The sequence below is a fragment of the Gemmatirosa kalamazoonensis genome, from assembly GCF_000522985.1.
Classification (GTDB): domain Bacteria; phylum Gemmatimonadota; class Gemmatimonadetes; order Gemmatimonadales; family Gemmatimonadaceae; genus Gemmatirosa; species Gemmatirosa kalamazoonensis.
The window spans coordinates 232,513-247,277 of the sequence record NZ_CP007128.1 but is presented as its reverse complement, the minus strand read 5'-3'; the positions used below and the strand labels follow the sequence as shown (position 1 = coordinate 247,277).

The window sequence follows — 14,765 nt, the reverse complement described above, 5'->3', positions numbered from 1 at the left end:
TGCGAGAGGAAGCCCTCTCCGCTCCACGCTCCACGCTCCACGCTCATCATGAACGTGACTCATCACCCCGACGCGCGCCGCTTCGTCGTCGACCTTCCCGACGGGCCCGCCTATCTCGCGTACGAGCCGCTCGGCCGCGACACGCTCGATCTCCAGCACACCATCGTCCCCGAGGCCGAGCAGGGGCAGGGCGTCGGCACCGCGCTCGTCGAGGCGGCGTTCGAGCACGCGCGCGCGAACGGGCTGCGCGTCGTGCCGAGCTGCCCGTTCGTCGAGGAATGGCTCGGCGACCACCCCGAGCAGCTCGACGTCGTCGCGAGCGGCGAGTAGGCGTTAGGCACCGGCGCACCATGGCCACCGCCACGCTGTTCACGCCGATCGAGGTCGGCGGCGTCAGGCTCGCGAACCGCATCGTCATCGCGCCGATGTGCCAGTACTCCGCGGTCGACGGCTGCATGACCGACTGGCACCTCATCCACCTCGGCCACCTCGCGCTCTCCGGCGCGGCGCTGCTCACGATCGAGGCGACCGCGGTGGTCCCCGAGGGGCGCATCACGTACGCCGACGTCGGCCTCTGGTCCGACGAGACCGAGGAGGCGATGGGGCGCACGCTGGAGAGCGTCCGCCGCTGGTCGCGCATGCCGATCGCCATCCAGCTCGCGCACGCCGGGCGCAAGGCGTCGAGCGAGGTGCCGTGGAAGGGCGGCGCACATTTCCCACCCGACCACCCGAACGGCTGGCAGACGGTCTCCGCGTCGGCCGTGCCGTACGACGAGCGCTCGTACGCGCCGACCGCGCTCGACGCCGAGGGGCTCGCACGCGTGCGCGACGGGTTCGTGGATGCGGCGCGCCGCGCCGCGCGGCTCGGCATCGACGCCGTGCAGCTCCACGGCGCGCACGGCTACCTGCTGCACCAGTTCCTGTCGCCGCTCGCCAACCAGCGCGACGACGAGTACGGCGGCTCGCTCGAGAACCGCATGCGCTTTCCGCTCGAGGTGTTCGACGCGGTGCGCGCGGCGTTCCCGGCGGAGCGCGCGGTGACCATGCGCGTCTCCGGAACCGACTGGGCGGACGGCGGATGGGACGTGGAGCAGACGATCGCGTTCGCGCGCGCGCTCGAGGCGCGTGGCTGCGCCGCGGTGCACGTCTCCAGCGGCGGCCTCACGCCGCACCAGCGCATCCCCGTCGGGCCGAGCTATCAGGTCCCGCTCGCCCGCGCCGTGAAGCAGGCCACGTCGATGCCCGTCGTCGCGGTCGGGCTCATCACGGACTTCGAGCAGGCCGAGGCGATCGTCGGCACCGGCGACGCCGACATCGTCGCGATCGCGCGCGCCATCCTGTACGACCCGCGCTGGCCCTGGCACGCCGCCGCCCACTTCGGCGCCCGCGTCCGTGCGCCGAATCAGTACCTGCGCTCCCAGCCGCGGCAGTTCCGCGACCTGTTCGACATGGGCGAGTGAGGCGCGGAGGGCGCGGAGAACACCATTGAACCGCAGAGGGCCGCAGCGGGCCGCGGAGAACGGCAACTGCTTTTTCTTACCACAGAGGACACGGAGGACACGGAGGAGAACCCTTTCAAAAGCGTGGGTTTCCTCTGTGTCCTCCGTGTCCTCCGTGGTTCAATACGAAGAGGCAGTCCTCTGCGGCCCTCTGGGGTTCGATCCGAGCAGCCCGTCAGTGCAGAAGGCTTGCAACCCGGCGCCGCGAGGCGCGTATGTTCGAGGGAGGGCCAGCTCCCGCCCTCCTGCGCTCCTGCCCTCCTGCCCTGTCATGGCCACGTACACCGAAGAGATCAGCGTCGCCGGCGGCAAGCTGAAGTCGACGCTCAAGAGCATCCTCCGCGAGGGGAACGTCCGCCGTGTCGTGATCCAGAATTCGAGCGGCCGTACGCTGCTCGACGTGCCGCTCGCCGCGGGGATCGTCGGCGCGGCGCTGCTGCCGTTCTGGGCGGCGATCGGCGGCATCGCGGCGCTCGCCGCCGACTTCAAGATCCTCGTCGTGCGCGACGTCGTCGGCCCGCCGGCGCCGATGCCTAACGACGCGCGCCGCCAGTAGCCGCCGTCGGTCGTCCCGGCGCGCGTCCTTCCGTCACCGGGGCGCGGCACCCCGTCACGGCGAGTGGCGGCGTGCCTCCCGGCGACGCGCATCGGCGGGGCACATTCGCGGGCGTGCAGCACCGTGCCGCCCTCGTTCCCCACACGCCCGCTCCGTGCGCATCGCCATTCTCGCCGCCCTGCTGGTCGCCGCGCCGCTCGCCGCGCAGGCACCCTCCGACGACGCCGCGTCGCTCATCGCCGCCGAGCGTGGCTTCGCGCGCCTGTCTGCCGACTCGGGGACGTGGCTCGCGTTCCGGACGAACCTCGACGCCCGCTCGATCATCTTCCAGCCCCGCGCGACCGACGCGCAGGCGTGGTACGCCGCGCATCCGCCGCGCGACGGGATGCCGCCGCAGGGCACGCTGTTCTGGACCCCCGCGCACGTCGGCGTCTCGTCCTCGGGCGACCTCGGGTTCTCCACCGGGCCGTACCGGTTCGAGCGGCTCGGGCGCGACACGGTGCGCGCCGGCGGCGTGTTCGCGAGCGTGTGGGGACGGCGTCCCGGCGAGCCGTGGCGCGTGCTCGTCGACCTCGGCGTCGGCGGCACGGCGGTGCCCACGGTCGACCCCGAGCGTAGCGTGCGCGTCGCGGCCGCCGGCCAGCCGTCGCGCGCGACGAGCGACGCGAGTCTCGCCGAGGTGCTGCGCGTCGACAGCGCGCTCGGCGCGCGCTTCGCCGATCCGTCGTCGCCGGACGGGCTCGTGGCGCGCACCGCGGACGACGCGGCGCTGCTGCGCGACGGCGTCGGCGCGCGCATGGGGCGTGACGCGGCGCGTTCGATCGCGGAGGCCGCCGGCGCGAGCTATCGGTCGACGCCGATCACCGGCACGGTCGCGCGCGCGGGCGACCTCGCGTACACGTACGGCACCTACACGCGCGTCGCGGGCGATGCGGTCCAGGCGGGCAACTACCTGCGCGTGTGGCGGCGCGACGCGGCGGGGTGGCGGCTCGTGCTCGACGTCGCGTCGCCGGTGCCGAAGGGCGCCTGACGTTAGGCGCTCAGCCGAGCGCGTCGAGCAGCTGGCGCGCGGCGACGAGATCGGGCGTGTCGAATCCCTCGGTGAACCAGGCGTAGACCGGCGCGAGCTGCTCGTGCGCGCGCGCACGGTCGCCGCGCGCGAGCCACACGCGCGCGGCGCTCGTCGCGGCGCGCAGCTCGAGCGACCTCGCATCGCGTGCGCGGGCGTCGGCGAGCGCGCGCTCGAAGGACGCGTCGATCTCCGACGCGTCGCCGCCGAGCGCGTGCAGCGCCTCGCCGCGCAGCCGCTCCAGCTCCGAGTCCCAGTAGTGGTCCGCCGTGCTCGCGGAGCACTCCAGCCCCTCCGCCGTCGCGGCGAGCACGTCGTCGACGCGGTCTGCATGCAGGCACGCGTCGGCGAGGATGGCGAGGAACTGCGGCCGCGCGACGAGCGAGCCCGCGGCGAGCTGCCCCGCGAGGCTGCCGCGGATCTCGGCGATCCCCTCGTCCACGTCTCCACGTATCGCGACGGCCCACCCGTGCAGCACCGCGCCCCACGCGCGTGTCGTGACGATGTCCCGCTCCTGCGCGATGGCGAGCACCGTCTCCGCGTACCGGAACGTGTTGGGCACGTCGTTGCGGAACTGGTGGATGAACGCGCCGAACAGCGGCGCGAAGCCGCGGGCCTCCGGATGCGGGACCCGATCGGCCAGTGCCTGCGCCGCGTTCACCTCGCGCAGCGCCTGATCGGGGTAGCCGAGCACCCACAGCGTCCGCGCCTTCTCGGCGCGCATGCCGACGCCCGGCTCGATGAGGATGGAGACGAACGCGGGGGCGAGCTCGATGCCGTAGGCCGCGAGTCCCCGCTCGAAGCAGGCGAGCGCCGCATGGTGTCGGCCGAGGTGGTGCAGCGTGATGCCGAGCACCTCCTGCGCGATGACGATCATGGCGCGGTCGCCGACGCGCTCGGCGAGCCGTAGCGCCTCCTCGCCGATCGAGAGCGCGACGTCGAGCTTTCCGGCGACGATGTTATACGTCACGACGCCGCCCAGCACGCCGAAGAACTCCGGCCGCTCGCCGAGCTGCTGCCACAGCGCGTGCGCCCGCCCGTAGGCCCGGGCGACTTCCGGTGCCGCCGACCCCTGGAGCGCGGCGAGCGACGTCGCGAGCACGCTCTGGAGCAGCATCTCGCGCTCGGCGCGCTCCGGCGTGTCGGGAAGCTGCGCGAGGAGCTGCAGCGCGCGGCGCGACAGCGCCACGGCCTCCTGGCTCGCGAAGACGCGCGCCGCGTTCTGCGCGGCGACGAGCATGTGCTCCGCCGCGTGGCGCGTGTCCCGCGCCGCCTCGAACAGTGCGGCGAGATCGCTCGCGATCTCCCCGCTGCGCGCGCCGTATGCGTCGCCGAGCGCCCGCGCGGCGCGCTCGCTGAGCGAGACGCGGCGCGACGGCGTGAGCGCCGCGTAGAGCGCGTTCTGGTAGAGCACGTGCACGAAGCGATAGCGCACGTTGAGCGCGCCGTTAGGCAGCTCGTGCTCGCGCGCGCGCGCTTCACGAACCCGTACACGTGCTCCAGCGTCTCCAGCCGCTCCTCGACGTCCGCGGGGTCGGTGCCCGTGAGCGCGGCGACGATGGCCGAGTCGAACTCGTAGCCCTGGACGCCCGCCGCCGTGAGCAGCCGCCGATCGTCATCGCCGAGCTGCTCGATCTTCCGCTGGATCATGCCGCGAATCGACTCCGGCAGCTCGACCTCGACGACGGGCGTCGGCCGCGCGAGCGTCCACCGCTCGTCGGCGCTCGCGACGACGCCGCGCGTGCGCAGGTAGCGCAGCAGGTCCGCCATGAACAGCGGGCTGCCGTCCGTCTTCGCGTGGATCAGCGCGGCGAAGTCGGGTGGGAAGTCGTGCCCCGGGAACTCCAGGCGCAGGTACTGCTCGACGTCGCCCACCGTCAGGAACTCCAGCGCGAGCTCGTGGCACAGCCCGCGCGCCTGCAGGTCGAGCTTGAGCTGCGCGAACGGGTGCCTGCCCAACAGCAGCTCCGCGGGCCGCACCGTGACGACGATGAGCAGGCGCATCGCGTCGAGCCGCGCGGCGAGATACGCCAGCACGTCGACCGTCGACGCGTCGGCCCAGTGCAGATCGTCGAGGAACAGCACCACCGGCGAGGTGCGCGACAGCTCGTCGAGGAACGTCCCCAGCTCGCGCTTGAGACGCTCCTGCGAGCTCGCCTGCACGCTCATCAGCGCGCGTCCCTCGGACGAGTCCTCGGCCGCGGCGGGCGCGAGCTGGAGGTACCACGTGGGCGCGTGGCGTCGCATGAGCGCCGCGACCGTCGACGCGCCCGCGCCGCGCAGCATCGCGTCGAGCGCCTCGAGGATCGGCAGATACGCCTCGGTGCCCGCGAGACGTTCCGAGCAGCGGCCGCGCGCGATGCGACACGGCCGCGTGGCGCTCGCGACTTCCGCGAGGAACGCCTCGACGAGCGTCGTCTTGCCGATCCCCGGCTCGCCGGCGACGCTGAGCAGCGCGCCGTGCCCGCGCTCCGCGTCGGCCATCGCCTGGCGCAGCGCCGCGCGTTCGCCATCGCGTCCGACGGTGTGCCGCTCCGATGGCGCGTCGCGCCGCGCGGCGGCCGGCGTGGCGCCGAGCGTCAGGCCGGCGAGCGCCGCTTCCACCTCCGCGGCGGACGGGCGCTGCCGCGGCTCGCGCTCCAGCATCCGCGCGAGCAGCACGTCCAGCTCGCGCGGCACCGCGGGGTTCGCGGCCGTCGCCGTCGGCGCCGGTCCGGTGAGCATCGCGCTGAGCACGGCCACGTCCGACGCGTTAGGCATGGCCGCGAACGGGTGGCGGCCCGTCGCCAGCTCGTACAGCACCACGCCGAGCGAGAACACGTCGGTCGCGCCGGTGAGCGGCTCGGCGCACGCCTGCTCCGGCGACATGTAGCGCACCGTGCCGACGGCGCGGCCCGCCTGCGTCGGCGCCGCCTCCGCGCCCGTCGCGCGTCCGTCCTGCGCCGCGACGAGCCGCGCGATGCCGAAGTCGAGCACCTTCACGTAGCCGTCGGGCCGCAGCATCACGTTGTCCGGCTTGATGTCGCGGTGGATGATGCCGTCCGCGTGGGCCACGGCCAGCGCGCGCGCGATCTGCGCACCGATGCGCGCGACCTGCTCCACGGGCTGCGGGCGCGCGGTGAGCGGCCGCAGCGTGGTGCCGCCGACCAGCTCCATCGCGATGTAGCGCCCCGGCTCCGCCTCGCCGATCTCGTAGATCGTGACGACGTTCGGGTGGTTCAGCGCCGAGGCGGCGCGGGCCTCGCGCACGAACCGCTCGACCGCCGTCTCGTCGGCGGCGACGCGCGTCGGCAGCAGCTTGAGCGCGAGCTCGCGGCCGAGGCGGAGATCGCGTGCCCGGTACACCTCGCCCATCCCGCCCTGGCCGAGCGTCTCCTGGATCTCGTACGGGCCGAGCTGGATCCCGGGTGTGAGCATGTGATCCGGTGGACGGGCCGTGGTGCACGAATGACGCGCTAGCATTCCACCCGGTCGACGGCGCCGCTAGGGGCGAGCGAGAGGGCACCATCGGCGCGCCGCGCGGTACCATTCCGGCGCGGCCCGTCCGGCCGCCCGTCGCCGCTCGCGCCTCCGACGCCCCGCTCCCGTCCCATGCGCCTCGTTCTCCTCGCGACCCTCGTCGCCGCGTCCGCGTCCGCGTCTGCGACCGCGGGCGCCCAGCCCACCGTGCGCGGTACCGTGCGCACCGCCGACGGTGCGGGGGTGCTGGGCGCGACCGTGTGGCTCGTCGGCGCGCGCGCACCGGACGACTCCGCCATCGCCGCGACGACGGACGCGACCGGCGCGTTCCAGTTCGCGCTCCCGTACACCGCGTCGAGCGAGATCGTGGTGCGCCGGCGCGGCCTGCGCGACGCGCGCGCGCCGTTAGGCACCGTGGCCCGCACCAGGCGCGGCGTCGAGCTGCCCGCAGTGACGCTCGCCCCGGCCGCGCCGCCGCTCGTCACCGCGGTGGTGCCCGACACCGGCGCGTTCACGGGGAACGCGGCGCCGTTCTACCGGCGGCTGGTCGCGCGGCGCGGCGACTTCCTGACGCGCGGCGAGCTCGCGCGCCTGAAGCCGTCGCGCGTGTCGTCCGCGCTGCGCACGCTTCCCGGCGTGATGGTGGAGACGGCGAACGGCGCGTCGTACGTGCGGCTGCGCGGCAGTCGCTGCTTCGCGTCGCTGTGGCTCGACGGCGTGAACGTCGGCGGCGGCCGCTTCGACGTCGACGCGATCGCGCCGTCGTCGCTCGCCGGCATCGAGATCTACCCGTTCCCCACCGGGCTGCCGATCGAGTACCAGTCGTACGAGGGGACGTCGTGCGGCGTCGTCGCGTTGTGGACCCAGCGCGACGGCTTCGACGATCTACCGGAGCCCGCGACGGTCGCCGAGCCGTCGAGCGTGCGGCTCGCGTCGGAGGTCGACACGCCGGCGCGGCTCGCCGACGGCAGCACGTTCGCGCCGGGCTATCCGGCGGCGTCGCGCGCCGAGGGGATCGGCGGCCGCGTGCTCGTGGAGCTCGTCGTCGACAGCACCGGCGCCGTGGAGCGCGGCACCGTCGGCATCGTCGCCGCCGCGTCGACCGATCTCGCCGACCCCGCGCTGCGGGCCGCGTCGCGCCTGCGGTTCGTGCCCGCGCGGGACCACGGTCGGCCGGTCAGGCAGCTCGTGCACGTGGTGGCGGACTACCGGGTCTCCCAACCGCGCCGCCGTTAGGCAGCGTTGCCGTCAGATCGGCTCGGGCAGCGTGTCCTTGTCCGTCTTCGGCGGCTGGAGCACGAACTGGAAGCTCTGGATCACCTGCTGGCGGACGACGCGGCCGCTGCGCACGGCGGGGCGGAAGTGCATCCCCGGGATGGCCTCGCGCACCGCGGCCGCGAACAGCGGGTGCGTCGTGCCGATGACGTGGAGCGACCCGTTCTCGATGCGCCCCGCGGTGTCGACCACGAACTCCACCGTCACGCCGCCGGTGATGCCGGCGACGCGGAGCGCCTCGGGGTAGAGCGGCGCGACGGCGTCGGCCTGGCGCTCCACCTCGCGGTCGACGTCCACCGCCTGGAAGATGTGGTCGTCGCCGACGAGCGTGGTGGAGTCGGGGGCGGGAGGCGCCTCGAGGTCGCGGACCGCGCGGGCCAGCGCGTGGCCGGCGCCGTCCGCGGCGCCGAGCGACGTGCCCACCGCGTCCGCCACGCCGCGCTGGAGCGCCGGGTCGATCCCATGCCAGGCGAGCACGCCGCCGGGCAGCCCGTCGCCGCGCACCGCGTCGGACGGGGGATCGTTCCGCGGCAGCAGCGGAGCGAGGAAGATCACCTCGTGCGCCGGGCGGTCGTCCGCCTTGTCGCGCGGAAGGAGGCTGACGCCGGAGGCGATGGCGAGCAGCGCGTGCAGGCCCAGGCTCGGCGCGATCCACCAGGTCAGTCGCGCAGCGGAGCTATGTCGGCCCGAGATGGGGGCGAACTGCAGCGGACGCATGGCGGTGGGTGCCATCGGATGGCGGGCGGCGCCGACGGCCGCCCGTACTCGTTAGACGATAGCATTCGTCCCCCGGTTTCGCCCGTTGGACGACGGTCGTTCGTCACCGGGTCCTGCGACTCGTCACCGGCGACCCGGCGCCAGAAGAGACCCCGGCGCGCCGGCGCGAGTCATCCCTGCGTCAGCGCGCCGGGCGCGGGTTCGTGAGGTAGACCGACGCCGCGCCCGCGCGCGACAGCGCCGCCGACACCGACATCACGTCGGTCGGCGTCGCGGCGGCCGGCAGCCGCACGCGCACCACGTAGCGCGCGACGTAGGCGGGGCGGGGATACGTGCCGAGGCCCTCGACGTCGGACGTGCGCGTGACGCCGAACGCGGTCGTGTCGCTGCGCGTGACCTGCGTGCCGAGCTGACGGACGACCTCCGCCACGTTCTGCAGCCGCGTCTCCGCGCGTTGCGCCGCGAACTCCGGCCGGTCGGCGCCCGCCTCGAGGACGATCGCGAGGCTCGGCGGCTCGGCGCTCGGCTGGCCGGCGACCGCCTCGGCGATCTGGGCGTGGGCCGAGCGGGCCGCGACGAGGGCGGCGGCGAGCAGCGAGAGCGCGGCGGGCAGCGATCGGCGCATCGGCATGTGGACCTCCGGGGTCGGAGACGGCACCAGCGACGGAACGGCACGTAGTGTTGTCCAACATACGGCACGGGGCGGACCATGCACGAGTTCGTTCTTCGGGTCCCTCCGCACGACGAGGTCATGGTGCGTGGAAACTCACTCTTGACGTGCCGCGTAGGTGCGAATACTTTCGCACTGTGCGAAGGATTTCGCACTTGCCGGACGCCACCACGCACCGGACTGTCCCCTCATGCCGAACCCGCCGCCGCTCTCCGCGCTCACCCGCCGGGAGTCGCAGATCATGGAGATCCTCTTCCGCCGCGGCCAGGCCACGGCGGCCGAAGTGCTCGCCGAGCTGCCCGACGCGCCGAGCTACTCCACCGCCCGCAAGCTGCTCGAGATCCTGGAGGAGAAGGGATACGTGCAGCACGCGCAGGAGGGCCCGCGCTACGTCTACACGCCGGTCGTAGCGGCCGACGACGCGCGCAACTCGGCGCTCGAGCAGATGGTGCGCACGTTCTTCCACGGCTCGATCGGGTCCGCCGTGACGGCGCTGCTCGAGCTGCAGGGCCCGCAGCTCTCCGACGAGGAGCTCGACCGGATCGCCAAACTCGCCGAGCAGGCGAAGAAGGAGGGACGCTGAGATGACGGCACTCCTCGGGACGAAGCTGTGGGGCGACCTCGCGACGTCGATCGCGTTCAAGGGCGCCGTCATCCTCGCCGTCGCGTTCCTCGCGACGCGCCTCCTGCGCCGGCAGCCCGCCGCCGTGCGGCACTCGGTGTGGCTCGCCGCGCTGCTCGCCCAGCTCGCGACGCCGCTGTTGGGCGCCGTGCTTCCCGCCTGGCGCCCCGCGCTGCCGGCGTGGACGCTCACGGTCGGCCTGCATCGGGATGCCGGTGCGACGCAGCTCACGGTGCCGCTCGTCGGTGATCCCGCAGACTTGCCGGCGGACCTGACGGCGGGACGGACTCCTGCGGGACGAAACACTGCGGGACGTCCACCGCGGGACGAATACGTCGGGGAGCTTCCCGCCGCCGATCGTCCCGCCGTCAGTCATCCCGTCGTCGATCGTCCCGCCGTCAGTCGTCCCGCAGTTCTGCTGTTAGGCGTCTGGAGCGTCGGCGCCGGCCTCGTGCTGCTCTGGCTGGTCGCCGGGTCGTTAGGCGTGACGCTCATCGCGCGGCGCGCCGAGCGCGTGACCGACGGCGAGTGGCTCACGCTCGCGACGCAGCTGTCGAACGACATGGGGCTGCGCCGTCCCGTGGTGCTGCTGCGCGGCCGCGGGCTCGCGGTGCCGGTGACGTGGGGCGTGCTCGTGCCGGTCGTGCTGCTGCCGGTGGAGGCGGAGGACTGGACGCTCGAGCGTCGGCGCACGGTGCTGCTGCACGAGCTGGCGCACGTGCGGCGGCTCGACATGCTCTCGCAGCTCGCCGCGCACGTGGTGCTCGCGCTCTGCTGGTTCGATCCGCTCGTGTGGATCGGCGTGCGCGCGCTGCGCAGCGAGGCGGAGCACGCGTGCGACGATTGCGTGCTGCAGCACGGCACCGAGCCGTCGGCGTACGTGAGCGACCTGCTCGCGATCGTGCGTTCGGCACGGCCGACGCGCGTGCCGGCGCTCGCCGCGTTCGGCATGGCGCGCCCGAGCGAGTTCGAGGGACGCGTGCTCGCCATCCTCGATGCGCGCACGCAGCGCCGCACCGTGGGACGGCTCGCGAAGCTCGCGACGATCGCCGCCACGTTCGGCGTGGTCGCGCCGCTCGCCGCGATGCGTCCCGCCGATCCGACGACCGCGCGCCCGGCGCAGGAGAATGCGCCCGCGGCGCCGACGCACGAGTCCACCTCGACGTCGCCGCGCGCGCCGGCCAGCGCGTCGGGCAGCGCGTCGGCGAGTGCATCGGCGAGTGCGTCGGCCAGTACGGGCGGCGCATCGACGAGCGCGTCGATCCAGACGCGCGACGAGCCGCAGTCGAGCGTGGCGGTCAACACGAGCACGGCCACGAACACGAACGTCGTCACGAACGAGACGAGCAGCGTCACGAGCAATGTCACGAACACGCTGACGCGCGCGGCGATGAGCTTCCTGAACGGTCTGTCGCAGTCGGTGCAGTCGGCGCAGCCGCCGGTCGTGCACGTCGCGCCGCAGCCGATGCCCGCGCCGACCCCGACGCCGTTCATCTACGACGGCAACGGCCGCTTCCGGCTGCGCAACGAGGTGAGGGTGCGGACGCCGCGGCCGCCGCGCATGTACATCGGCAATCAGCCGCGCGCCGGATCGAGCGCCGCCGTGGTGCCGCTCATCGGCGCGCTCGGCGACAGCGACGTGCAGGTGCGCCGCGCCGCGGTGCACGCGCTCGGCGAGCTGGAGGATCCGCGCGCGGTCGAGGCGCTCATGCAGGCGCTCCGCCGCGACACCGACGCGAACGTCCGCGAGAGCGCGGCGTGGGCGCTCGGCCAGCTCGAGGACGCGAAGGCGGTGCCGGCGCTCGTCGAGGCGCTGCGCGGCGACCAGTCGCCGTCGGTGCGCAAGCAGGCGGCGTGGGCCCTCGGCCAGATCGAGGACAAGGGCGCCGTCGACGCGTTAGGCGCCGCGCTCCGCGACCAGAGCGTCGACGTCCGCCGCACCGCGGTGTGGGCGCTCGGGCAGATCGAGGACCCGCGCGCCGTGCCGCTGCTCACGCCGGGCCTCACGAACTCCGACGCCGAGGTGCGCAAGCAGAGCGCGTGGGCGCTCGGGCAGATCGAGAGCAAGGACGCGATCGAGCCGCTCGCCGCCGCGCTGAAGGACGGGGAGCCGAGCGTGCGCGACATGGCCGCGTGGGCGCTCGGTCAGATCGAGGACGCGCGCTCGGTGCCCGCGCTCAGCGCGGCGCTGAAGGACCAGTCGGCGACCGTGCGGCGCAAGGCGGCGTGGGCGCTCGGGCAGATCGAGTCGCCGACGGCGGTGAATGCGCTCGTCGCCGCGCTCTCCGACGACGACCGCGACGTCCGCAAGACGTCCGCGTGGGCGCTCGGCCAGATCGAGGATCCCGCGGCCAGCACGGGGCTCGCGACGCTCGCGCGCTCCACCGATCCGGAGATGCGGCGCGTCGCGGTGCAGGCGCTCGCGCACATCGGCGGGGCGAACGCCGTGGAGGCGCTCGTCGCGCTCCTGAAGGACCCCGATCCGGAAGTTCGGCGCGCGGCGGTGGCGGCCCTCGGCCGCCGCTGACGCCGACCGAAGGGACTGCCTAACACCGGCCGACTCCGGGACTCCTTCCTCGAGGCCGACATGTCCGAGCCGCAATCCGGCGGGCGCAGGCGCGCCCGCCTCGCCCCCGGCGCGCTCGCCGTCGCAGCGGTGCTGGCGTCGGTGCTCCTCGTCGTGCTGGCGCGCACGCCACGCGCGCGCGCCGCGGTCGTCACGGCGGAGGGCGCGCTGCCTAACGGCGCCCTCGACCCGCGCCGCGTCGACGCGTTGCTCGCCGCGGTGCGCGGCACCGGGCCGGTGGCGTGCGAGCTCGCGGTGCGCACCGTCTCCGGCCGCAACTGGAACGGGCGCGGCGGCGATCCGACGAGCGCCGACACCGCGGCGCGGTCGCTCGTCGACGATGTCGTCACGATGAACGCCGACGCGTCGTCGGTGCCGTCGCTGCGCGCCGCGCTCGGCGACGCCGACGCCTGCGTGCGGCGCGTCGCCGCGCCGCTGCTCGGCCGCGTCGACGACCAGGCGGCGACGGACGCGCTGCTCGCCGCGCTCCGCGACGCGTCGGCACCGACGCGGGTCGCCGGGGCGACCGGGCTCGCGTACGGCGGCCGTCGTCGCGCGGCGGCGGCGCGCGACCCGCTCGTCGCTGCGCTGCGCGACGCCGACGCGGGCGTGCGCGCGGCGTCGGCGTGGGCGCTCGGGCAGCTCCGCGTGCCCGGTACGACGCCGCTGCTCGTGGCGGCGCTGCGCGACCGCGACGCGGCGGTGCGGCGCGCCGTCGCGGTCGCGTTAGGCAGCCTGGAGGACGCGGCCGCCGTGGACGCGCTCGTCGCCGCGCTGCGCGACGACGCGGATCCGCTCGTGCGGCAGGCCGCCGCCTGGGCGCTCGGGCAGATCAAGTAGCCCGCGCCGATCCCGATCACACCCGGCGCCTCGCGGCGTCTCGCCGGAGGCGCGTCCGCGAACGGCCGTCCCGGCCAGGAGAACCCTCCCATGACTCGGTTCCGCCGACTGCTCCCGGTGATCGCGACCGCGATCGCGTGCACGTCGGCCGCGTCGGCGCAGACGTCGGCGCGCCCGCCGCTGCGGATGGAGGCGCGCCCGCTCGCCGCGCCCGCATCGTACGCGCGCGTGAATCGCGGCGCACCGACGTACGCGCTCGTCAACGGGCGGTGGTGGGACGGCGCGCGGTTCGTGCCGCGCACGTTCTACGCGGTGGAGGGGATCCTGCGCGAGGCGCGACCCGCGCGCGTCGACAGCACGATCGACCTCGCGGGGCGCTGGGTCGTTCCGCCGTTCGGCGACGCGCACAGCCACAATCTGTACTTCGCCCGCGCGCGCATGGACTCGGTGCGCGACGCGTACGTGCGCGAGGGCACGTTCTACGTGCAGATCCTCGGCAACAGCGCGAGCAAGCTCGCCGCGGTGCGCGACCACTACAACACGCCGTGCGCGATCGACATCGTCGCCGCGAACGGCATCCTCACGCCGACCGACGGCCACGGGATCGAGGTGGCCGAGGCGCTCGCGTTAGGCTACCGCGACCCGTGGGCCGCGATCTACGACGCGCGCGCCGACACCGTGCGGCGGAGCCGTCTCGCCGAGGACGACCAGTACTGGCGGCTCGACGACGTCGCGGACGTGGAGGCGAAGTGGCCGCGCATCCTCGCCGCGAAGCCGGACCTCATCAAGATCACGATCATCGGCACGCCCGACGCGTCGGGGCAGCGGCCGTCGTGGCCGGAGCGCATGTGGTTCATGCGCGGGCTCTCGGAGGCGGTCGTGCGCGCGGTGGTGTCGCGCGCACATGCGGCGGGGCTACGCGTCGCGGCGCACATCGAGACGGCTCGCGACTTCGAGGTCGCGGTGCGCGACGGCGTCGACGTGATCGCGCACATGCTCGGCCCCGACTTCCGCGCCGGCGAGGAGACCGCGTACCGCATCGGCGACGACGTCGCGCGCATGGCGGCCGAGCGCGGCGTGGTGGTGGTGCCCACGGTCGCGATCACGCTCGACGTCACGCCCGACCCCGACGATCTCGCGCGCGTGCAGGCCGTGCAGCGCGAGAACCTGCGCCGCCTCGCCGAGCATGGCGTGCGCATCGCGATCGGGCGCGACGAGGTGTGGCACACCGCGCGCGAGGAGCTCGACGCGCTGCGCGGGCTCGGTGTGCTCGACACGCCGTCGCTGCTGCGTGCGTGGACGGAGACGCCGCGCACGATCTTCCCCGGCCGCCGCATCGGGCGGCTCGCCGACGGCTACGAGGCGAGCTTCCTCGCGCTCGGCCGCGACCCGCTCGCGAACCTCGACGCGGTGCGCGACGTCGCGATGCGCGTGAAGCAGGGATGCGTGCTGCCGTGAACGAAAACGTCAAAGATCCCACGAAACCATTTCG

Annotated in this window: 13 protein-coding genes; 9 read left to right on the top strand and 4 right to left on the bottom strand. The window is 74.3% G+C overall.

The genetic code is table 11. From position 1 onward, the window contains the following. Window positions 1-48 precede the first annotated feature (48 nt). The 4 genes from J421_RS01270 to J421_RS01255 all read left to right on the top strand — a co-directional run bounded on the left by J421_RS01270 (window position 49) and on the right by J421_RS01255 (window position 3,085). A complete protein-coding gene (locus J421_RS01270; RefSeq protein ID WP_025409346.1) occupies window positions 49-330 on the top strand; it encodes a GNAT family N-acetyltransferase in 282 nt (93 codons plus the stop codon). 20 nt (window positions 331-350) lie between these two features. Then, window positions 351-1,460: an NADH:flavin oxidoreductase/NADH oxidase gene (locus J421_RS01265; RefSeq protein WP_025409345.1), complete on the top strand. Its 1,110-nt coding sequence runs from the start codon at window positions 351-353 to the stop codon at window positions 1,458-1,460. Window positions 1,461-1,770: 310 nt separating this feature from the next. After that, entirely contained in the window at window positions 1,771-2,055 is a 285-nt protein-coding gene (locus tag J421_RS01260; RefSeq protein WP_025409344.1) for a DUF4342 domain-containing protein, read from the top strand. A 154-nt stretch (window positions 2,056-2,209) separates the two neighbouring features. Further along, window positions 2,210-3,085, top strand: coding sequence for a DUF4440 domain-containing protein (locus J421_RS01255; RefSeq protein WP_025409343.1), 876 nt, complete (start codon window positions 2,210-2,212; stop codon window positions 3,083-3,085). A 10-nt stretch (window positions 3,086-3,095) separates the two neighbouring features. On the opposite strand, the gene J421_RS33775 is transcribed toward J421_RS01255, so the two are convergent. Both J421_RS33775 and J421_RS01245 read right to left on the bottom strand, forming a co-directional pair. Further along, entirely contained in the window at window positions 3,096-4,094 is a 999-nt protein-coding gene (locus J421_RS33775) for a tetratricopeptide repeat protein (protein WP_236646332.1), read from the bottom strand. Beyond that, window positions 4,091-6,541, bottom strand: a complete 2,451-nt coding sequence (locus J421_RS01245; protein ID WP_025409341.1) for a serine/threonine-protein kinase — start codon at window positions 6,539-6,541, stop codon at window positions 4,091-4,093. Before J421_RS01245 ends, J421_RS33775 begins: the two co-directional genes overlap by 4 nt. Before the next feature lie 174 nt (window positions 6,542-6,715). On the opposite strand from J421_RS01245, the gene J421_RS01240 reads away from it, so the two are divergent. Then, window positions 6,716-7,819 (top strand): TonB family protein, encoded by a 1,104-nt coding sequence (locus J421_RS01240; RefSeq protein WP_025409340.1) that lies wholly within the window; start codon window positions 6,716-6,718, stop codon window positions 7,817-7,819. 12 nt (window positions 7,820-7,831) lie between these two features. On the opposite strand, the gene J421_RS01235 is transcribed toward J421_RS01240, so the two are convergent. Next, window positions 7,832-8,590 (bottom strand): energy transducer TonB, encoded by a 759-nt coding sequence (locus J421_RS01235; protein WP_104022106.1) that lies wholly within the window; start codon window positions 8,588-8,590, stop codon window positions 7,832-7,834. A gap of 166 nt (window positions 8,591-8,756) precedes the next feature. Further along, window positions 8,757-9,206, bottom strand: a complete 450-nt coding sequence (locus J421_RS01230; protein WP_025409338.1) for a hypothetical protein — start codon at window positions 9,204-9,206, stop codon at window positions 8,757-8,759. A gap of 229 nt (window positions 9,207-9,435) precedes the next feature. Between J421_RS01230 and J421_RS01225 the strand changes: the two genes are divergently transcribed. From J421_RS01225 to J421_RS01210, 4 genes are all read left to right on the top strand, one after another. Continuing rightward, entirely contained in the window at window positions 9,436-9,828 is a 393-nt protein-coding gene (locus tag J421_RS01225; protein ID WP_025409337.1) for a BlaI/MecI/CopY family transcriptional regulator, read from the top strand. Window position 9,829: 1 nt separating this feature from the next. Next, window positions 9,830-12,394 carry a HEAT repeat domain-containing protein gene (locus J421_RS01220; protein ID WP_025409336.1) on the top strand — a complete coding sequence of 855 codons (2,565 nt, stop codon included), beginning with the start codon at window positions 9,830-9,832 and terminating at the stop codon, window positions 12,392-12,394. A gap of 60 nt (window positions 12,395-12,454) precedes the next feature. Next, the gene (locus J421_RS01215) at window positions 12,455-13,273 is read left to right on the top strand and encodes a HEAT repeat domain-containing protein (RefSeq protein ID WP_025409335.1); all 819 of its coding nucleotides are present in this window, start codon (window positions 12,455-12,457) and stop codon (window positions 13,271-13,273) included. Window positions 13,274-13,363: 90 nt separating this feature from the next. Further along, window positions 13,364-14,731, top strand: a complete 1,368-nt coding sequence (locus tag J421_RS01210) for an amidohydrolase family protein (protein WP_025409334.1) — start codon at window positions 13,364-13,366, stop codon at window positions 14,729-14,731. Window positions 14,732-14,765 lie beyond the last annotated feature (34 nt).